This window comes from Paraperibacillus esterisolvens (assembly GCF_046237625.1).
GTDB classification, from domain to species: Bacteria; Bacillota; Bacilli; order Bacillales; family DSM-1321; genus Paraperibacillus; species Paraperibacillus esterisolvens.
In genome coordinates this window covers 644,255-665,016 of the sequence record NZ_CP143545.1, presented here as the reverse complement: position 1 = coordinate 665,016, position 20,762 = coordinate 644,255, and the positions used below count along the sequence as shown (strand labels likewise).

Annotated in this window: 16 protein-coding genes and 1 riboswitch; of the genes, 4 read left to right on the top strand and 12 right to left on the bottom strand. The window is 46.9% G+C overall.

Features of this window, described 5'->3' with window-relative positions:
- Positions 1-140: 140 nt before the first annotated feature.
- The 6 genes from V1501_RS03490 to V1501_RS03465 all read right to left on the bottom strand — a co-directional run bounded on the left by V1501_RS03490 (position 141) and on the right by V1501_RS03465 (position 8,120).
- A complete protein-coding gene (locus tag V1501_RS03490; RefSeq protein WP_409291469.1) occupies positions 141-1,247 on the bottom strand; it encodes a DUF4179 domain-containing protein in 1,107 nt (368 codons plus the stop codon).
- Positions 1,240-1,758, bottom strand: a complete 519-nt coding sequence (locus tag V1501_RS03485) for an RNA polymerase sigma factor (RefSeq protein ID WP_409291468.1) — start codon at positions 1,756-1,758, stop codon at positions 1,240-1,242. Before V1501_RS03485 ends, V1501_RS03490 begins: the two co-directional genes overlap by 8 nt.
- 131 nt (positions 1,759-1,889) lie before the next feature.
- A complete protein-coding gene (locus V1501_RS03480; protein ID WP_409291467.1) occupies positions 1,890-2,378 on the bottom strand; it encodes a DinB family protein in 489 nt (162 codons plus the stop codon).
- Between the two features lie 36 nt (positions 2,379-2,414).
- Entirely contained in the window at positions 2,415-4,409 is a 1,995-nt protein-coding gene (locus V1501_RS03475) for a DUF4910 domain-containing protein (protein WP_409291466.1), read from the bottom strand.
- 353 nt (positions 4,410-4,762) lie between these two features.
- Positions 4,763-7,501 (bottom strand): GTP-binding protein, encoded by a 2,739-nt coding sequence (locus V1501_RS03470; RefSeq protein ID WP_409291465.1) that lies wholly within the window; start codon positions 7,499-7,501, stop codon positions 4,763-4,765.
- A 286-nt stretch (positions 7,502-7,787) separates the two neighbouring features.
- Positions 7,788-8,120 (bottom strand): Mpo1-like protein, encoded by a 333-nt coding sequence (locus V1501_RS03465; RefSeq protein ID WP_409291464.1) that lies wholly within the window; start codon positions 8,118-8,120, stop codon positions 7,788-7,790.
- A gap of 184 nt (positions 8,121-8,304) precedes the next feature.
- Here V1501_RS03465 and V1501_RS03460 point away from each other — a divergent pair, with 184 nt between their 5' ends.
- Both V1501_RS03460 and V1501_RS03455 read left to right on the top strand, forming a co-directional pair.
- Positions 8,305-8,460, top strand: a complete 156-nt coding sequence (locus V1501_RS03460; protein ID WP_409291463.1) for a hypothetical protein — start codon at positions 8,305-8,307, stop codon at positions 8,458-8,460.
- Positions 8,461-8,650: 190 nt separating this feature from the next.
- Entirely contained in the window at positions 8,651-9,127 is a 477-nt protein-coding gene (locus V1501_RS03455) for a hypothetical protein (protein ID WP_409291462.1), read from the top strand.
- Between the two features lie 99 nt (positions 9,128-9,226).
- Here V1501_RS03455 and V1501_RS03450 read toward each other — a convergent pair whose 3' ends face one another.
- Positions 9,227-10,054, bottom strand: coding sequence for an STAS domain-containing protein (locus V1501_RS03450; protein ID WP_409291461.1), 828 nt, complete (start codon positions 10,052-10,054; stop codon positions 9,227-9,229).
- Between the two features lie 126 nt (positions 10,055-10,180).
- Positions 10,181-11,443 carry an MDR family MFS transporter gene (locus V1501_RS03445; protein ID WP_409291460.1) on the bottom strand — a complete coding sequence of 421 codons (1,263 nt, stop codon included), beginning with the start codon at positions 11,441-11,443 and terminating at the stop codon, positions 10,181-10,183.
- Between the two features lie 93 nt (positions 11,444-11,536).
- Between V1501_RS03445 and V1501_RS03440 the strand changes: the two genes are divergently transcribed.
- Positions 11,537-13,291, top strand: a complete 1,755-nt coding sequence (locus tag V1501_RS03440; protein WP_409291459.1) for an ABC transporter substrate-binding protein — start codon at positions 11,537-11,539, stop codon at positions 13,289-13,291.
- A gap of 37 nt (positions 13,292-13,328) precedes the next feature.
- On the opposite strand, the gene V1501_RS03435 is transcribed toward V1501_RS03440, so the two are convergent.
- Both V1501_RS03435 and V1501_RS03430 read right to left on the bottom strand, forming a co-directional pair.
- Positions 13,329-14,708, bottom strand: a complete 1,380-nt coding sequence (locus V1501_RS03435) for an NAD-dependent succinate-semialdehyde dehydrogenase (protein ID WP_409291458.1) — start codon at positions 14,706-14,708, stop codon at positions 13,329-13,331.
- A 109-nt stretch (positions 14,709-14,817) separates the two neighbouring features.
- On the bottom strand, positions 14,818-15,426 hold the full coding sequence (locus tag V1501_RS03430) for an exonuclease domain-containing protein (protein ID WP_409291457.1): 609 nt from the start codon (positions 15,424-15,426) through the stop codon (positions 14,818-14,820).
- 169 nt (positions 15,427-15,595) lie between these two features.
- Here V1501_RS03430 and pepV point away from each other — a divergent pair, with 169 nt between their 5' ends.
- Complete coding sequence (pepV, locus tag V1501_RS03425; RefSeq protein WP_409291456.1) at positions 15,596-17,005, top strand: dipeptidase PepV; 1,410 nt, start codon at positions 15,596-15,598, stop codon at positions 17,003-17,005.
- A gap of 251 nt (positions 17,006-17,256) precedes the next feature.
- Here pepV and V1501_RS03420 read toward each other — a convergent pair whose 3' ends face one another.
- Together V1501_RS03420 and V1501_RS03415 are read right to left on the bottom strand one after the other, a co-directional pair.
- On the bottom strand, positions 17,257-19,083 hold the full coding sequence (locus V1501_RS03420) for an APC family permease (RefSeq protein WP_409291455.1): 1,827 nt from the start codon (positions 19,081-19,083) through the stop codon (positions 17,257-17,259).
- 149 nt (positions 19,084-19,232) lie between these two features.
- A riboswitch (cyclic di-AMP (ydaO/yuaA leader) is annotated at positions 19,233-19,366 on the bottom strand.
- A gap of 79 nt (positions 19,367-19,445) precedes the next feature.
- Entirely contained in the window at positions 19,446-20,465 is a 1,020-nt protein-coding gene (locus tag V1501_RS03415; protein WP_409291454.1) for a phosphotransferase family protein, read from the bottom strand.
- Positions 20,466-20,762: the final 297 nt, after the last annotated feature.

Here is a 20,762-nt window from a genome sequence, read left to right as displayed (position 1 = left end):
CACTATTGAAGTGCACATTCTTCCCCGCTGGAGTATGTTCCCTTAGCTGATGAAGGACTTTTCACGGGCCGTGCGGCCTCCAAATGTCCTTCATACTCTCGATGAAGGCTCCCAGCCTCCCCCACGGATTTCCCTGATAATCAGCGGTCCTCCGCCAAAGGAATTCTTAATTTATTCCCAACTTCCAGGATGCAGTCCCTGCGGTTTTTGACGGGTTCAAAGCTCATGATGTATTCATCATCCTTGCCTTCCACTTCCCCTTTGCTGAATATAGGGACAGCCTTTACTCCGTCAGACATCAGGACAACTCCCGATTTTTTTCCATTATAGGTGTAGCCATGTTCTTTATCAAACTTTCTGGCGTTCAGCAGTTGGCTTTCCAATTTGCTCATAACATCGTATTTCTCACCATTTTCTACGACTTTTTTTGTATCTGTGCCGGAGACGACCACCCTGGTCTCCAAGTCGGAAAACTCCACCTGCTTGATGAGATAAGTTTCTCCTCCAAATGTAAAGCTTTTGTTCAATACTGCATTCTGCCTGTCGGAAATCCCAGTCTTACCAAGCTGAAAGCTGAGGGGCCATTTGGCCGCCGCCATACCGGACCTTCTTCCTCCGTATATCGTCAGGTTCTCAATTTCAAGTTTGACAGGCTGTCCTTCCATTTTCTTAATAGAGTCAAATGACAGGGCTTCTGCCACTTTGTTTTGTTTGCGGTCATAATACCTGCTCCCCCACCCTACATGGTTAAGCTTGGTTTTCGTCCCTTCTTTCACTAAAGAGATGGAACTCTTCCCCTCAAATATATCAATATAATAATTCTTTAAATTGTTCCTTTTACTTTGATAAGTGAACAAGAGTTTTGTTTCTTTATCATCTGTCATAATGCTTTCAAAATGGACTGTTATATCATTTTGTTGATCATAAAAAGTCTGGTCAATGATCTGACCATGGCCTTTGCTTACTGCTGTTTTCAGGCCGCCGTCATCGATATGGCCGCTGGAAAATATCTTGTCGACCGCCTTTTGGATGGCTGCGAGAACAGGTGTATATGTCAGCGCCGACAGGACGAGCAGGCAGACTGCTGCTGCAATGGCCAGCCTTTTGTACAAGTTCCTTTTCCTATTAAAGCCCAAGCCTCGCATTTCCTTCTGCTCCATTTTTGCCCTTTGGACACCCAGCTCCGCTCTTTCATGCAACCCTTTTGGTATCTTGATGCGGTCTATTTCCTGCTTTATATTATTCATAGAGATCCGCCTCCTGGAATTGTTTTCTGAGCTTGCCCAGCGCCCGGTATAGGACAGATTTTGCGGTTCCGAGCGGTATACCGGCCAGGCTGGCGATTTCCTGGAAGGAATAGCCTTCATAAAACCTCAGGTAAACCATGCTTTTCTCGTCTTCATTCAACCGTTCTAATAATTCCTGGAGTGTGATGGAAAGGGAAACATCCTTTTCTTCAAGCCCGATGAACTCTTCATATTCGGGTTTTAGCTGCACCACTTTCTTATTTTTATTGACTAAATCGATGGAACAGGTTATGGCAATCCTGATCAGCCATGTCTTGAAATATTCAGGATTCTTCAATGTTCCTATTTTATTGAATGAACGATAAGCCACCTCCTGCAGGACATCCAGCGCATCCTCTTCATTTTTGACATAAACATAAGCCATCCGGTATATGTCTTCTTCATACTGCTGGAAAAGCTTCAAAAAGGCTTTACTGTCTCCCTTTTGGGCTTTTTTCACTAGTTTGTTCAACGAACTCACCCTCTTTTTTTCACTCATTCAACTATTAGACAGGGCAGGATCTGATTTGGCTCAGGATAACATGTAATATATTTCAAGAAAAAAACTGCCGGCACCTGCCCGCAGCCTTTCACATCATATGTTCAGTTGATAAGTCTTACTTTCAATTCTTCAATCTGTTCAAGATGGCGCTTTTCATGGTAGCCGATAAAAGGTATCCATTGTTTCAGGCTCAATTCGCCGAATACTGGATGAGGAAGCGACCTGTTCCGTAGGGCTGCCTCATCTGCCCCATTCACCACATCCATTAGTTCCTGTCGGGATTCCCCTAGTTTTTCAATCAATTCGTGAAGAGTCTTCAGTTCAGAGGAAGGTGTTACATACTCAGGGGCATCCACCTTGCGGCTGCGGTTCACGGCCAGCTGGATTGGTTTCTCCTCAGGTTCCGTCCCTCCCTCTTTTGCAAGGGCGGCGGCAATCCTTTTCGTAATCGTTCTCTCCATTAAATATAGATGCTCGAGAACTTGTGCTATCGTCCATCTTCCCTCTTCAAGCTCCTGATTGAGCTGCTCATCCGTGAGGGTATCCACACTGCTGATCAACTCTTCCCGGAATTGTTTATTGCTATCCATTCTATCCCCTCCAGTATGCTTTTTGTCTGCATTATATCATGAATGCATCTTAGCCTGGCTGCTTTCAGCCACCCCCGCCTTCTTTGTGATTCCTAGGTCAAGGCACAGCTCCAGCAGTTTCTCGGCATAAATAGGGTGATGCTGGCCGGTTTCAAGCTGGACCAGCGCCACAATTTCTCCAGCAGTGCGCCTTCCGTCCATCCAATTGAAGATAAAATCGGAATATCCCACCGGCACAGTACTTTCATACTCACAGTACCATTTCAGCTTCTCTTCCAGCGAAAGACTCTCAAGCTCGTCAAAAAGACGCAGGGGTCCGCGGATGCAGCGGGAATACACGGCCTCTTGCCATGCAGGCGGAGACTCATCCTGTACCAGTTCTTGTCTTCCGTGGAGCATCAGCTCCCTGTCGGCCATCTCGGAACACAGCTCCGCCTGTTTTTTATGCATGTCCATTGCCCAGTCAGCGAGATCTAAAGCCTTGGCAAATCCTCTAAGGGCTGCATAGCGTCCCAGCTCTTCCAATGCCTGTTTTTCATATAAGCAAAAATGATCGACCGCTTTTTTGGCCTCAGCCGCTGAAAATGACTGCCTCATTATCCATTCTTTTGCAGAAGACAGCTCTGATGAAATTGTGCTGCTGTGATGGAACAGGTAGGAAATCCAGTCCTCCTCACTTCCATTCGCCAGTCCATAGCAATATAAGGCGGCAGCCTGCCCCACAAGCCCCATCATCGCCCCATCCAGGTTGGCCGTCGTATCAGATGTGGTATGGTAGTGCCGGTCAGGCCATTGAATCAGCATTGGGCAGGGAATGCCTATGGACGAATCTGACAAGATGTAATGGTCGCTGCCTCCGGAATGGCGGGTCCGCAAATGATGAATGGTACTGTACTGAGATGTGCCTGTGAAGTTTGCGGCATTTGTTGAGAGTTCATGAATGATATAGTATAAATACCGGTCTGTGAAGGTTGGAACAGCCATAGGCGGCTGTTCCACACACAGCGGCCCGCCGCCTTTAGCCTGGTCTGCACCGACCATATCCAGGTTAAGCGCCGCGATGGTATGAGGAATCCGCTCAGGATGCTGATCCAAATAGGCACAGGTTCCGTACATTTCCGGCATCATTAAAAACCGGATGCCAAACTCCGGCTCAGGGAGGATTCCTGTTTTGATAAGCTTTGTCAGAGTCCTCATGACCTCCATCAGGGTGCCCGGTCCTGACGAATTATCCTGACCTCCCGGATAAGGGTGGCAAAGATGGCTCACCAGCAGGATTTCTTTCTCCTTTTTTCCAGGGATAAAATATTCAATGTTTTCGTAGTGCCCATCATAAAGCTTTGCATCCACCCTGGCTGTCAGAATCACTTTTTGTTTCCCGGCAAGCTCTTTCAGCTTGTTTGCGATCCTTGGGGATACCACGAAACCAAATGTTTTAGGCTGTTCTTCGCTATCCCACCAAAAGGAGGTATACTGCCGTGTATCAGGCATATCCATCCTGGTACGAAGCGGAGGATAATCGTTAAGGTTTTCAAAAATCAATCCTGCTGCCCCGTATTTCTCCACTGCCAAAGCATGGACAAGCGCAGGCGCACCCTGCACAAGCACAAGCTTCCCCTTGATATCCAGGCCCTCGTATCCAGCCTCTTCATTTCCATTTTCAACTACAGCCAGTTCAGCCCGGATTCCTTCCGGGGGCGTAGAGATACTCCGCTGAACCAGGGAGATTTCTTCTTCCTCAAACCTGGCGATCCTCTCGCGCACCGGTGTTTCAACCCATAATTCAGCCGAGCGGCAATGCCATTCTTTGAAGGTGCGGTGAGACAATAGACGGCCGCCAAACTCAGCGGGATACGAAATTAACTCCGCCTCGACTCCATCCCTTTTTAAAAGCTGAATCACCTCGCCGGCTGCAGCCCGGTACCCAGGTGAAGCCTGGATGCGGTGATATTGGGAAATTCGATCTGCGTAACGGTATGCCTGCCTCTTTGAAAATTCTTCTTTTATCGCCCTTCTCCATTTATCGAACATCTTAGACTCGCCTCCTTATGATTTATTTCGCTAAAATTTCAGGTATTCCTCCATAATTTTCAGTGCAGAAGAATCCCATATGGGCAAAAGAGCATACGGGACTTCGAACAATTGTATAAGCCAGGCAGGAGAATCTCATCAGAAAAAAAATGACTCCACAACGGAGTCATTTTTTTGGCTCTTTTCTATAATCCTGTTGTCTTTGGATGAGTCCTCTGAGAAAAACAAAATTATTAAGCAAGCGGATTGGAGCGGAAGGAGGAAGACTCCCGCCCCGCGGAAAGCGAGTGACTGCAGCGGAAATCCACTTTCTTGTCCAATAGCCACAATATATGCGAAAACAGCCTTTTAATTTAGTAAATATACTGTACTTCTTTATCCACAATCATAATCCATTCACAGGAGCGCAGTCTGACTTCAAAGAGGGTAAGCGGATCAAAGTAGGCTGACGGATTCTGTTTCAGCCCCTCAAGAGTGGAGGTATTCTCCGTTATGGCCTTCTCTGTGTCTTCGATTGCTCCATTGATTTCCTTGTTTGGCTCCTTGAAGAACATCCTCACATCGCGTTCCAGGGATTTTTCAAACATGTCGAACTGCATGAGGAATTTATCCGTCACCTTCCTTGCAGCTTCACTGTAATCTTCATTTTCTACATATTGCTTATATTTGCTGTGAAGCATCGTATTGTTCTGTGAAATGGCTCCGAAGAGTCTGCCGGCACCCTTCAACAGCATCTGCTGCGGCGAGCGGTTCAAGAAAGAAAACTGTTCCTGGCTGTAGCCGCCCGTCATGCGGTCTGAATCGCGGCGCCAGTCATCCAGCACCCTGAAGTCGCCCTTAAGCTCGAATTGCTCATTTCCATACAGCTTATTGAAGCCATCCTTCATTTCATCGAGGAATTGCTGGCCTTCATTGAATTCAACTGCAGCCGTCTTGATCCATTCCTGAAGGGAGAGATAAAATCTCGGCAAGATATCTCTGTCAATATAGCTTTCCACCCGATCATTCATCTCCATATTCAGCTTACGCTCCAGGTCAGCGTAATTGCTGTCCTCTGTAATGATATCCGACGTTTTCTGCAGGATTTTAGGGATTTTGGCTTCCATCTCAGCCCTGACCTTGGCCTTGATGGACGAGAAGGTCGTCTGAATGCGTGCTGCCTTCCCTTTTTCAAAGTCGTCCAGCTGGTGGCTTGCCCCTTTTAGCTTGCTGAGCATATCTACATCCCAGCCGATCTGATGATCCAGTTTCTTTTCATTCTCAACGCGCTTTTGGACCAGTCCCTTTAAGACCTGGCGGATATAGAATAAGAGCTTTGCCGTGCGCTCCTTCTCGAAATTCCCCCGGGAAAAGCCCCATTCAATGAATTCGCCAAGCTCCCTGAATCCTTTGAAGCTGCCTTCTTCCGAAGAATAAGGGAAGATGCCGGCGTTAGGGAAATAGGATTGAATCGTCTCCAGGGTTTCCTTTACAACACGGGTGGCTGCCTCCTTGCCATAATAAGCATCCATGCTGTTGATGATGAAGTGTAGCGGCAGATCCGGGGCCTGCTCTCTGATTTTCAGCAAGATTTCCCTGTCTTCTTCCGAGAAGGGATCATCGGCATTCAGGATATACAGCAGGCTGTCCGCAAAATGCAGATAAGAGAATACTGGATTGATATCAGTATTGTGTTCATTGAAGACCGGCGTCTCAAGAAGCATAAGCCTGTTCTCCCGAAGGAACTTTGACGGCAGATTGAACTCAATGAGATCTCCCTGTCTCTGCCTGCGGCTTGTCACATCATAAAAATCTTTAAAGGTAAGATTCTTTCCGTCTTCTGCATGATGTTTGATAAGGGTCTCCTGATGATTCTTAAAAGCAATCATGCCTGAAGTGTCGGCATTCAGGATACTCTCGCCCAGTATTGAGTTTGAAAACGTGAACTTTCCATTGCCAGAGGCTGCCGCAACCATAACATGGCGCGAGTCAAGATTCATCAGCTCCCTTATGATCCAATCCTCATTGGCATCAACTGCCACTGAATTCCCTCCCGCCCAGGATGTGATCGATTCATACAGTTCCATACCCTTTTTCAGGCCGTCATATTGTTTATCTGATTGGTAAATGGACTGTTCAGCCGTATGAACCGTATCCTGGCCGATGCTTTCCGGAAATAGCTCACTCCAGGCAAGAACTGCAGATGAGGCAAACAAAAGATCCTGATCATCAGCGAGCAGAAGCCAGGCGGAAGCATGCCCGGGAACGATGTGGTCGATTTCTTTAAGTGTATAGGAACCGCCTACCAAATAAAGATAAGTTTCCCTGAACAGAGGCGAAAGCCTTTGCCAGGAATGAGAAGGAATATCCATAGAGGCCAGAAGTTTATTGATGTTGACGATCCAGTCGAGATAGGCCTCTTGTTCCCGGAAGTTCTCCCATAACGCTGCCGTCAGCTCTTCAAAGATCCTGTCATCTGTTTTTTCTGCCGCTCCGATGGCCGGATTAAAGTATTCGGGTCCAAAACCGGAGGCTTTTCCCGCCTTGATATAGGAAATCAGGATATTGAACCATGCGCCCGCCCTCGTGCGTACAGACTCGCTGGCCGCCAGTTCAACCGCACTGTGCCAGTCCTGATTCTCCTCATAAAATACCCTTGCAATTTCAGTAAGGGTTGGATATTCCGGGTGTTCACTGGCAATCTTTTTTATGACCTTGTCGGCCGATTCATTTTTTTCCTGTTTGATGTACAGGGAAAAAAGCTGAAGTGCAGTTTCCGATCTGAGAGTGGGATCATGTGTGTCAATGGATAGATAAACGCCCTCAGCTTCAGTCAGGTTTCCCTCTTCATAATGGGCGTCCCCGATATTTTTATCGGCCCAAAGCTTCAATGCATTGGAAACGCGCTCCCACTTAAAAATTGCAGATTCATAATCTTTATTATGGTAATATACTTCACCTTGTGCAAACCGAATATTTGAAAGATCTACAGTTTCATCAGTCCGCCCCAGGAAAAGCGCTTCTCCAAGCAGTGATTCAGCATGCCCGGAACTATTTTCTGGCAAAAAAGCTTCATAAAAAGTCTTAGCGACCAATTGCTTTTCCAAAGTCATAATTAACCTCCGTATTGATTAAAAGAATGATGGGATATTATACTCATATTCTAACAAAACTTTTTTACAAAAATATTTCGGATTGTTTCAAACACAATACATATTTAACGAAGCCTTGATGATTTTTATGTAAAATCCCGCTGTCCCTTCCTTAGGATGTACATTCCTACCTATTTACTTTCCACAATTTACTTGCATAAAACAAATTATGATTGATAAAAAAAATTATGTACACGCCCTGGCATCAAAAAAATAACCGTTCCCCCAAAGGAACGGGTCATGGAAGCTAAGTGCGCAGTTCAGACCCCGCCCTCTCGATTTCCTTGCCAAGCCTGCCGAGAAGCGCCAGACGGTACATTCTGAAGTCAGCCCGCAGAGACCAGACTGGATGGCCAAATGTGGCAGGCTTATTGCCTTCAATGAAAAAGTGACTGAACCATGCAAGCGCATAGGCCGTGACAGGTGCAAGTATCAGGAGCCAATAGTTTTGCGAGATAACAGCCCAAAGAATAAATACAAAGACAAGACTTGTGCCGGCAAAATGCCAGGCCCTGGTCGTACCCTTGCTATGCTGAGTCAGATAAAAGAGCCAGAATGCTTCATAATCAGTGAAGTACATATCCCTTTCCCCCTTCAAGCTTTTTTACAATATTCTACATATATTGTGCAATCTCCTCTTTACTCAAAATAGGTATTTTTTCTAAAAATTCTGTGTATTTTAGGGAGATTTACCTATATAATTAAGACAGATCTACATTATCAGCTTTTACTTCATATAAGCTTCCCGGGAAGGATGATATGAAATGGAAAAGCCTTGTTACTATGATGGCAGCGGCACACTGCCCGCCACTTCTGAGAGCTGTACTACCACCTCCGGGTTTTTGACGGATGAGGCCCGGAAGTTCATCAGCGGCAGCCCCTGTCCGGAGCAGGAGCAGATAGAAAAACGAGCAGTTTAAGAGAGTAGAGGTTCTCCATTAATCCTGGAGAAACTCATATCTAAATCAGCTAGATTCATTGTCCAGTCTGACAAAGAGCACGCAGATTGCACGTTAGATGCCTTCCATCCACTGGAAGGCACTTTGTTTGCCCCTGCAGATCTTTTGTACTCTTTAAAAAAATCCACTGAATAATAAGGAGTTGTAATAGATGAGAGTGCTGACAGTATATTCAATCATTTTTATGCTTCTCATTGCTGCAGGCTGTTCTTCAAAGGAACAGATAGACAAAAACAAGGTGAGTTACACCGCTGAATTTAAGGGACAAAGTGACGGGAATGCATTTACGGTTTCCGATCAAGTGAAAGGCAATTATTTAAAGGATGATAAAAGAGCTTATGAAACTCACAAAATTAAAATTACCTGGAAGCAGGAATCCCCTCCTAAAGACGTTAGAGTTGTATTAGGTTATTATGAATACGGCTCAACGGAATACCGCTTAGAAAGAAACACGGGCACTACTGATATAGATATCCCCCTGAAAAATGGTGTGGCAGAAGGAACACATGTAGTTCAGTATTCTTATGGGGACCAGAAACCTGCCCTTCTGAATAAGTTAGCGGGAACGGTGGATTATTCAGACGAAACAGTCGGCACCGTACAGGATTCATTTATCTTAAAAAAGTAAAAAGACGCTGGGATCTTTCCAGAGTCTTTTACTGTATACAAATGATGCAGCACCATCCCATATCTTAGAGTGGGATGCTTTCCCAGAATTTTTGGATGCTTATCTTCCCGCATCCTTCATGCTGTCGATGGCTTCCCTGACAGTTGCAAACGCAGTGATCGCTGACAGATCGATTCCGCTTTCGGCCGCGAGCCGGGCGAGTTCCGGGCGGATACCGGTAGCTATGGACTTTACGCCGATCAGGCGGAGGACATTATGGATATCAAAAATATGCTTTGCAACTGAAGCATCTATGGTAAAGATTCCGGAGAAATCAAGGATCAGGCAGGTTACTTGCAGTTTTGAAACCTTCGGGACCACTTTTTCCAGGATTAGCGATGCCCGGTCATAGTCAATCTTTCCAATCAGCGGCAGGACGGCGATTTCATCTTGTATAGGAACTATAGGGGCCGACAGATAATTCAGTTCATCCTGCGCGTCCCTTATCACCTTGTCTGTATGCCTTTCAAAAGCATAGACCGTTTCATTTATGCTTAAGTCCAGGAAATAGTTAATCCGTGTAATGATGGTGATTGTATCACAAGCGCTCAGGCCCTCAGCCAGGCAGAGGCGTGATATATGCTCGGTGAAAACAATCCGGGTGTCAGGATATCTCGAAATGACACCGGACAGCCTTCCTGTATCAGAAGCCTCCCTCTCGCCATTTTCTTTGCTCCAGGACAAAAGGCCTTCAGGGACTTTCTCTTCTCTGCAGTCGAGGAGCTCTCCCATGAATCCGAGAAATCCTTTATATATAATCTTGGCATTATTTATTTCATTCTGGGGAACTTCCACAGGGAATCGTTTGACAATTTCATCGACCATCTCTTCAGCGATGCTTTCCGCATTTTTTGTAAGCGCATCTGCTATATCTTTTATTGAGGCCAAAAGATCTTCACCCTCCATATTATGTTGTGAGTCTATTATATAAAAAACTTCATTTAGAATAAACCCTTTCTCCATGCAAATGACGCCGGAGGCTGGCCCCCGGCGTCCTATTTTTTTCACTCTTCCTCAAGTTGCGCTCTCAGCCCTGCTGGCAGAATCCTTCACCCTGCTGTCTTTTACTGCCGCTGCAAATAATACCAATGATACCATTCCGCAAACGATATACACGGCTATCATCCCGGCAGGACCCCATGCTGCACCCAATATGATCCCTGCTGCGCCAAGCAGTTTGGCCCCTTGAAAGACAAGGCCGTTGACAGCCATATAGGCACCTCTTGAATCCTCCTCCATTAAATCCGCCATCAAGCTTTGCCTGACCGGCACATACATCATTTCGCCGATTGTCTGGATCAGCCCGGCCGCTAAAAGGAGCCAGATCGAATTGCCCGCGGCCAATACAGAGTAACCTGCCACCTGGGCAAAGATCCCGATGTTCAGGATGTTCTTTTCCCGAAACCGGGTCACCCAGGCGGCCATCAAGACTGTGAACATGACGATGATCAACGTATTTTCTGTCGTCAGAAAGCTGAACATCCTTATTCCATCAACATGGAAGCCTACTCCAAATATTGCCAGTTCCATTGGTGGAAATCCTTGTTCAAGCCTGATAGATATATAATTATTACGCTGCATCTCCAGACCCAGGACGAATATGCTTGCGAGTGAGAAGATGAGGAAAGCTTTATTGTGCATCACTGCTCTATAGCTCCCGGCCATATCCTTCCACACGCTGATCTTTCCTATGCCTTTTTTTGGCTGGTACTGATCCTCCATAAAGAAAACAATCAATAATAAGGTAAGAACCCCGATCAAAGTCAGGGACAGGAAGAGTTCAAATTTGTGTTCCTTAAAAAGAAAGCCTCCAGCCAGGGAGCCGATCATGATGGAAGCATTGATGGCCCAGTAATTGATGCTGTACATGAAGGTGCGTGTCTCCTTTGTACTGACATCAATCAGCATCGCCTCTGCGGCTGGGTTGATAAAGCCTGAGCTGAAGCTGTTTAACAGCATCATGTAAAAGGTAATCCACACCGATCCATACCACGGCGAGTTCACTGCTGCCATCACTATGAAGGAAATCAATGAAGCAATCTGCCCGATCACAAGCACCTTTTTCCTTCCAGCTTTATCGGTGATGTATCCGCCATAAAATCCTGAAATAATAGAAGCAGCCACATTGATCAGCAGCAATATCCCGGCCAGGGTGCTTCCAAGCTCACGGGAAAAATAAATCGCCATGAACGGAAAAATCATCGAGCCTACAGCCCGTGTCAGGAAAGATGTAAGTATCCGGATTTGTATGTTTTTATGAAGTGTAAAAAATGTCATCTGTTATCCCTCCTCTCTATGCAATATAGAGTAGAAAAAGAGGAAGAAAAAGGATAAACTTATTTTAAAAATGTCCCCTTTTGGAGGATCCGCATGAAACCAATAGAGCACTATCTACAAATGAGACTGGGATTCTTGGCAGACGAAAGGGATTTGGAGCTCTCCAAATCCCTTGATGATATCGCTTCTATCCTCTGCTGCAGCAGGAAGAATGCCAAGAGGGTGCTCCGGCGCCTGCAGGAAGAAGGCTTATTGACATACAGCAGCGGTGCAGGCAGGGGAAATAAATCAAAAATCCTCTTCCAATCAGCGATTCACAGCTTTTTGTCTGGATTGTTGAAGGAATATTTCCAGGCAGAGAATTACGAGGCCGCCCTATCTCTTATTAAGCTCCCTTTACCGCCTGATCTAAAGGAATCTCTGACACAGAAGCTGCAGCTCCATTTCAATGCCTTCTCCCGCAGCCAAACACAGGATATTTTGAGGCTTTCTCTTAAGCGTAAGCTTTTACTCATGGACCCGGCCTTTGTTTCAATATCCACCGAAAGCCACCTGATCAGGCAGATATACAGCACACTGGTTGTATTTGACAGGGAAAGCAATAGCATCAAGCCGCACCTGGCCCATGCCTGGGAATATGACAGCATGGATAAAACATGGATTTTTTATATCCGCAAGGGCATTAAATTTCACAGTGGCAGATCGCTCACTTCTGAAGATATAGCCTTTACATTCCGCCGGCTAAAAGAGATCGATTCACCAAATAACTGGCTGCTGGAGGACGCTGCGGTGATTGAAACGCCTTCACCCTGGATCATTAAAATCCGGCTGAACAGGGATAATGCCCTCTTCCTTCACTATTTAAGCAGCCCCAATGCGTCCATCCTGCCATCCGGCCGTGGATTCAGCCAAGAGCATATAATCGGCTGCGGACCCTATGCAGTGAAGTCCTTAAATGATCATGCGCTGATTTTGGAAGCTTTTGACGGCTATTTCAAAGAACGGGCTTATATTGATACCATCGAAATCTGGTTCATTCCTGAAGCAGAAGAAGTTCTCCTGGATTTCGAACTGCCTGGTATGGGGGTCGGGAGCCTCCATACCAGGCAGCAATCTGTGGCTGAGGTAGGATGCACGTATATAGGCTTTAACTTTAATAAACCGGGCATCATGCATGACCTTTTTTTCAGAAAGGCCATGTATGAACTGGCAGATCAGCGACTGCTGATTGAAGAGTTAAAAAAGGAAGCAAGAATTCCGGCTGCAAGCTTTTTTCCATGGATCAGCTCAGGAAGGTCTATTCTAAAATCCATGGAACGGGCAAAGAACTTCCTTGCCATGAGCGGGTACAACGGCGAAGTCCTCTCGCTGTATTATTTCAATAAAAAAGAGAGCAGCCAGGATGCGATCTGGCTGAAAGAACGCTGCAGGCAAGCGGGCATTGCCCTGGAATTGTTGCCTTTTTCCATAAACACGTTTTATGAGGAAACGGACTCAAGAAATGGGGATATGATTCTTATGGGAGAAATTTTTCAGGAGGACCACCATCTTTCTTTCATTGCAGCCTTTAAGAATTCCAGCTGTTTTATCAGCCGCTTCCTCGCCGGAAGCATGAAGGAAGCCGCTGATAGGAGGATCAGCCGGATTCTGGCAGAGCCATCAGCGGAGGTACGGCAGAACCTGATCCAGCAGATGGAGGAATGGATTATGGAAGAAGATCTGTTTATTTTCAACTATCATACTGAAAGGACGAGGCGTTACCACGGCCTGCTTGAAGGGGTAGCGCTGAATTCATTCGGCTGGGCCAATTTTAACGAAATCTGGATAAAGCCCGAGCTAATGTCATAAAAGAAGCTGTTCTTACAGAACAGCTTCTTTTTTACATTCAGTTTGGCAAACCCATGGAGATATACTTGATTTCGAGATACTCTTCGATACCAAAGTGACCGCCTTCACGTCCAAGTCCGCTCTGTTTAAAGCCGCCAAAAGGCGCCTGGGCGACTGAAGGCAGTCCGTCATTGAGCCCCACAATGCCGTATTGCAGTTCTTCAGACATTCTGATTGCCAGGGTAAGATCCCGGGTGAATACATAGGCTGCGAGTCCGTAGATGGTATCATTGGCACGTTCGACTGCCTCTTCTGCCGTTTTAAATACAGTTATCGGGGCAACCGGCCCAAAGGTTTCTTCGCTCATGCATAGCATTTCCTCCGTCGCATCCGCAATGACCACAGGATTTACAAAATATCCTTCTGCATTTCCGCCGGCATTTACCTCTGTCAGTACCCTGCCGCCCTTCTGGATGGCGTCGTCAATATGTTTTTGTACCTTCTCTACGGCATGGGAGTCAATCAGCGGACCTATGTCGACTCCTTCTTGAAGGCCATTTCCGACCTTCAGCTTTGCTGCGGCTGCAGCAAATTTTGCGCTGAATTCCTCCGCAATGCCTTCCTGGACGTAGATACGGTTCGCACAAACACAGGTCTGGCCGGCGTTACGGAATTTGGAGGCAATCAGCCCATTAACAGCCTGATCTAAATCCGCATCCTCCATCACAATGAATGGAGCATGCCCGCCAAGCTCAAGCGACAATTTTTTGACCGTATCTGCTGCCTTTTTCATTAACAGTCTGCCCACTTCGGTGGAACCGGTGAAGGAAATTTTGGTTACCCTTGTGTCCTCCATCCAGGCATCGCCGATTTCTGCAGCCTCTCCTGTTACGATTTGCAGCACATCCCGGGGAATCCCCGCTTCATATGCAAGCTCTGCCATCCTGATGGCAGTAAGCGGCGTCTGCTCGGCCGGCTTGACGACTGCTGTGCAGCCTGCAGCAAGAGCAGGTCCGACTTTCCTGGTAATCATGGCCGCCGGAAAGTTCCAGGGTGTGATGGCCGCTATCACGCCGACCGGCTGTTTTTGTACCAGTATCCGTTTGTTTGGATGAGAGGCCGGGATAATCTGTCCGTATACCCGCTTCGCTTCCTCCGCATACCAGGAAATGAAGCTGTTGGCGTACGTGACTTCCCCCGCTGCTTCCTTAAGCGGCTTCCCCTGCTCCCTTGTCATGATTTCGGCAATTTCATCTGTATGCTCCCTGATAAGGTGATGCCATTTCATTAATAGTTCACTGCGTTCGCCAGCCGTCTTCTTCGACCAGCTCTTAAACGCTTCATGCGCAGCATCCACCGCAGCTCGTGCCTCCCTGCGGCCGCCCTCCTGTACCTGGCCGACCACCTCACCAGTAGCCGGATTCAAAACATCAACCATTTGAAATACCTCCTTATTAGGGGGACAGGCCCCATTTCCCGGGTTATTTCCCAGCTGTTTTAAACTTACCCCATTTGGTGCTGAAAAAAAAACAATTGAGCTCGGAGGGTTAAACTGATTTTCGTACGGTGGTCTTCGCCTGGTATTGCCTCATTGGCCTGCCGTTGATGATTTCCTTCAGGTATAGAGTTCCTCTGGGGCTTGTCTGCTTTAAGAGTTCCAGGAGATTCGTAATGTCATCGAGTGCCCTGTGTGATTGATATTCTGTTATAGAATGGGCCTGAAGAAGCGTCAGGAGTCTGCTGTCCGGAAAACCGTAGCCCTTCCAGGGCACCCCTCTCATGGTGCAGTACCAGTCGGATTCATTGACCGAAGGATACATCCTCAATAGAAAGCTGCGGTCAAAGGAAGCATTATGCGCAAATATCGCATCCGCCCTTTCAAAGAACGTCATGATTCTGTCATCGCTGAAGCTTTTTCCCTGCACCATTTCATAAGGAATTCCATGTACACGAAATGCGCTGCTGTAGTTTCTTTTGGCAGATACCGTTAAAGGCTCCCTCAAAAAAGAATCCACGTCGATGATTTCCATGACCTCGCCCGTTTCTTCTATATACGAAAAAAGCTTTAATGCAAGTTCAATCACTTCATCACGGTCAGGACCGAGTCCGGTCGTCTCCACATCCACTACCAGTCCGTGCTTGATTTCATTATTCATATATCCATTCTCCCATCCTTCACTATCCGTTTTTCTATGTCCATTGTATCCCTTCCGACTGTTGAATTTAACAAACTTTTTACCCAAATACTAATAAAGGAGAGGATTTCGTGATTTTGTCCGCGTGTTGCTTTACAATTTTTTTAAAAGCCATTGGGAGGAATTCTATATGAACTGGCATCAAGAAACAATTAAAAACCGTGATCAATTCCTGCAAGACCTGAAAGAACTTCTTAGAATCAAAAGTGTCAAGGATCCGTCCACAGCTTCCAAAGAAGCACCAATGGGGGCCGCTGTCGGCGAGGCGCTTGATTACATGCTGAAACTTGCCGAAAAGGACGGCTTCCGCACGAAGAATATAGACGGCTATGCGGGATATGCAGAAATGGGACCGGAGGAGGCAGAGAATTACATAGCGGTCCTTTGTCATGTTGACGTTGTGCCGGCCTCCTCCGGGTGGTCATCTGATCCATTCGAACCGGAGATCCGTGACGGTGTTCTTTTTGCCCGGGGTGCAATGGATGACAAAGGTCCGACCATGGCCGCTTATTATGCCTGTAAGCTTGTAAACCGCCTCGGTCTGCCGCTTGATCATCGAATCCGGATTATTTTCGGGACCGATGAGGAGAGCGGGATGAGCTGCATGCAGAGGTATATGGAAGTGGAGGAACCCCCTATAGCCGGCTTTGCACCGGATGCCGACTTCCCCATCATCCATGCAGAAAAGGGACAGGTAAATATCCGCTTTTCCTTAGAACGGACTTCCGGTCAGGATGGCTCAGCCCTCAAGCTGCATTCCTTCCAGGCAGGGGAGCGGGCCAATGTTGTCCCTGATTCAGCAAGTGCCAGATTAACAGTTGAAAGGGCCAAAGCTGTTAAGGACAGATTTGCTGAATTTTGCCGGAGCACTGAGTCTGAAGGAAAAGCGTCTGTAGAGGACAACGTGTTAATTCTGACACTTAACGGCAGCTCTGCCCACGCCATGGAACCCGATAAAGGAACCAACGCAGGAACACGGCTGGCTGCATTCCTGAAGAAAGAGGCCCTTGACCCGGACGGTCTTGCCTATGTGTCTTTTGCTGCCCTTCTCGATGATGATCACTTTGGCAGCAGGCTTGGCATCGAATTCAGCGACAGCATAACCGGCCCCCTCACTGTCAACCCAGGTATTCTCAGCTTTAATGAAGAGGAGGCATTCATCCATCTGAACCTGCGCATGCCTGTAAAAGCTTCGTATGACCTTACATATCAACGCCTGAATCAAACGGCTTCAGAGTTTGGTTTCAGACAGTCAGAGCTGCGTGAGCGTCTTCCCCACCATGTGGAAGAAGGGCATCCACTTATTAAGACCCTGCAGAGAGTCTACAGTGATGAATCAGGTTCTGAGCCTGTATTGCTGTCGACAGGGGGAAACACCTATGCCCGCACCATACCGGGCGGCGTTGCGTTTGGGGCCCTATTCCCGGGCACGCCGGACACCGCCCACCAAAAGGATGAGTGCATTCCAGTCGAAGAGCTGATCAAAGCATCCTCCATTTATGCACGGGCCATTTTCGAACTTGGCAGGACCAGTTTTTAAAAATACAGTTTAAGGCCGGGCTCCCTGGGTGAATATATGAATATAATTATATGTAACAAGGGAGGGCTTTAATTGACTGGTGATGAAAAGAATCCATTATTCTCCGATGATGCCCTTGATGCCATCGCTGAGGAAATCAGTGCAGAATGCAGTCCGAGTCAGTCAGAGGAAGAGAACCCAAGCGTTTGACTAATAGCAAGAACGAAAAAGAAGCTGCCCTGTTGTACAGGACAGCTTCTCTCTTTTTCCGGCTATTCTTTTAGATGATAAGGCACTGTGGTAACAATCACATCCCGCCTGTATAACAGGAAGGCCCGTATCAAAAGGCTTGATTGGTTGTGCAGGATATTGTGCCATCTTTTCTTCGGGATGAACTGCGGAATCAGCACCGTGACTTTGTAATTGGATTCGCCCGCTTTATGCTGCACTGTATCAATGAACTTCGTCAGCGGTTGGATGATGCTCCGGTAATAAGAATGAAGTGTCACAAGCCTGATGTCAGGCTGCCACTTCTTCCACTTGTCTTCAAATTCACGTTCGTCCTTTCTTTCAAAGGACACATAAACCGCAAGAATCTGGTCTGCCGAAAGGGATTTGGCATAATTCAGCGAGTTTTCCACCACATGGGTGAAGCCGGCGACCGGGACGATGATCACATTGCCCTCTATCGGCGATGCCTTTTCGCAAGTACTGATTCCAAGCTGTTTGCCGACAGCCGTATAATGCTTCTTGATCCGGTGGAACAGGAATACAAGGACCGGCAGGAAAATCAGCACCGGCCAGACCTGGGCGAATTTTGTGATGAAAAAAGTCATCATGACAAGGAAGCTTATCAAAGCACCTGTGAAATTGATGGCAAGCTTTCCTTTCCAGCCCTGGGGCCGTTCGCGGTACCATTTGACGAGCATCCCTGTCTGTGAGAGCGTGAAAGGTATGAATACCCCAACTGCATAAAGAGGTATCAGCTGCTCGGTCCGACCCTTGAAGGCCATGATCAGAAGGATGGATGCTGCACCAAGAAAGATAATTCCATTGGAATAGCCGAGACGGTCCCCGCGCATTGTAAACATCCTGGCGATATATTTATCTTTAGCCAGATTGAAAGCAAGCAGCGGAAACGCGGAATAGCCTGTATTGGCCGCAAGCACAAGGATCATGGCCGTTGTTCCCTGGATGAAATAATATAAGAAACCCCGGCCGAATATACCCGCTGCAAGCTGGGATACAACCGTTTCCTTCTCTTCTGGTGCTATTCCAAAATAATAGGCAAGGAATACGATTCCGGAAAATAGGATGGCAAGCAATAAGCCCATTGCCATCAGCGTCCGTGAAGCATTCCTTGGGGCAGGCTCCTTGAAATTGGGGATCGCATTGGAGATCGCTTCAACTCCGGTCAGAGCCGAACTGCCCGATGCAAATGCCTTCAAAAGCAGGAATAACGTAATGCCTGCAGCCGGAGTACCTACAGGAGCATGGGCCCCCTGGGGAACCTGTCCAGTTAAAATTTGATAAATCCCTGCTCCGAGCATAATGAAAAGAGCCGCGACAAACAGGTAGACTGGATAGGCCAGCACTGAAGCGGATTCCGTTATACCCCTCAAATTCAACAGTGTAATGAAAATAACAAGACCACTGGCAATAAGTACATTTTGCTCATGCAGGGAAGGAAATGCGGAAGTGATCGCATCTGTCCCCGCTGAGACACTTACCGCAACAGTCAGGATATAGTCTACTAATAGAGAGCCTCCCGCAATCAGCCCGGGATTCTCACCAAGATTTTGCTTTGATACTACATAGGCGCCTCCTCCGTGCGGATAAGCATAGATGATCTGCCTGTATGACAGGATGAGCGCCGTAAGCAGGAACAGCACCCCTGCTGCGATGGGCAGCGAATACCAGAAGGCGGTGGCACTGACTGTCATCAGGACAATCAGGATCTGCTCAGGCCCATATGCCACAGAAGAGAGGGCATCGGAAGAAAGAATGGCCAGCGCCTTCTTTTTATTAAGTTTTTGGTCCCCAAGCTCCGTCGACTTTAACGGACGCCCGATTAAAAATCGTTTAACTGCTGATAACATGATTGCACCTCTCGGATTAAAATGAATTGTCCGCTTATTTATACTTTTCCCAACTGATGGAATCCCACTAAAAATATTGAGTCAACACAAAAATGCCCACAGGCATGAAAAAAGCCCTGTGGACATAAATCGACGATTCCACAGCCCCACCTTCCTCTCATATAACGCTTACGGAGTTAGCTGACGGATTCGGACTATAAGAGTAGCCCTGCCTGATGCCATCAGGCTTCACCCCAATTGATTGGTTCCCCCGCTCCCATAAGGGATTAAGCGATCTAGAAATATGAAACTGAGAATTATCTTACTCCTGTTCCAAGGAGTTGTAAATATTTTTTTTGTAAATTTTCCAGCTAATCCCCTGCCTATTTCATGTCTCCTATTACGGCCAGCATCTTTGCCTGCAGGGAGGCAAACTTTTCCCAGTCATCCATCGTACCTTGAATCAGCCTCCTGATATCCGCTGAACGCACCTCCCCACAGGCTTCTTTGTCCAGCAGCCCGCACAGCGCAATAAGATCCACCAATTTGGCCATCTGCAGCCACCTCTCCGGCAGCCGGCCTCCATACTCTTTATATCCAGTAATAAAGGGCTGCAGCAGTATGGTATCTCCCAGACATTCATATCGAACCATATTGCCTATATCGAACAAAGGTGTTCCGCTAAACGCATATTCCCAGTCCAGGACAGCGGCGATACGGCCGTGATCTTCAACAAGGATATTCAAAGGATTGAAATCACTGTGAACCAGGCAATTCTGAACGGTCAGCTCTTCCAAAAGCACAGCATGCCTTTCGCAAAAACGAATCACCTTTTCCGTCAAACGAAGCCCAAGATTCTTGCCTCCATACCCTTCTTTCAGGCTTTTACTGATAAATGCAACGAATTCCCCGGAACCGATGGACACTGGTTCTCTGATATGAAGGTCGCCGTCGAAAAAACCCGGACCATCGAATTTTAGGGAATGGATTTGGGCTAAATGCCTGCCAGCATCCCAGGCAGCTTTTTTCATCTGCCTGCTGTCTTTCCTAAGTATGATTTCAGAAAGCTGTACTCCAGGGACAAAGTTCATCAAAAGAAATGGGACATCGGCTTTCTCGCATGTATCATCTGTATAAAGTACATCAGCAGCAGGAACCTTCCCCTTCAAAAGTCCGGCAATTTTGCGTTCAATGGCACACGCCTCATGATTTTGGCTGTATAGCCGGAGCACAAACACTTCCTCACTGTCTGTAGTAATCTTCAAATTTGTATTATTCAAGCCGCCGCCGAGAAGCAAAGTCTCCCGGACATGTCTTTCTTTTAGAAATGGCCGCAGCATGTGGTCAGCTCTCCCAGCCTCAAGCAGAATGAGTTCACCGGAACGTTCCCAGCCTGATTTCATCCACAATTGCCTCCCTTTTATTTTTATTGAAATTATAGCAACATTTCGACTATCTTTCTTGTCGAAGATTGTAAAAAAGTGCTATAAATAATTCTGTTTTTTTTACAAAAAAAGTATGGAAAATAATTTTAACCTTGCTATAATGTTCATTATGAAATCACAACATTAAAAAAGGTGGGCGTTATGGGGACTTCAACATGCAGGTATGTAATCAGTGCAACAGGGAAAGGCGGAGAAACATACCACACCTCATGTCAAGGGAAGCAAGAGCTAAAAAAATGGATCCAGGACCACCAG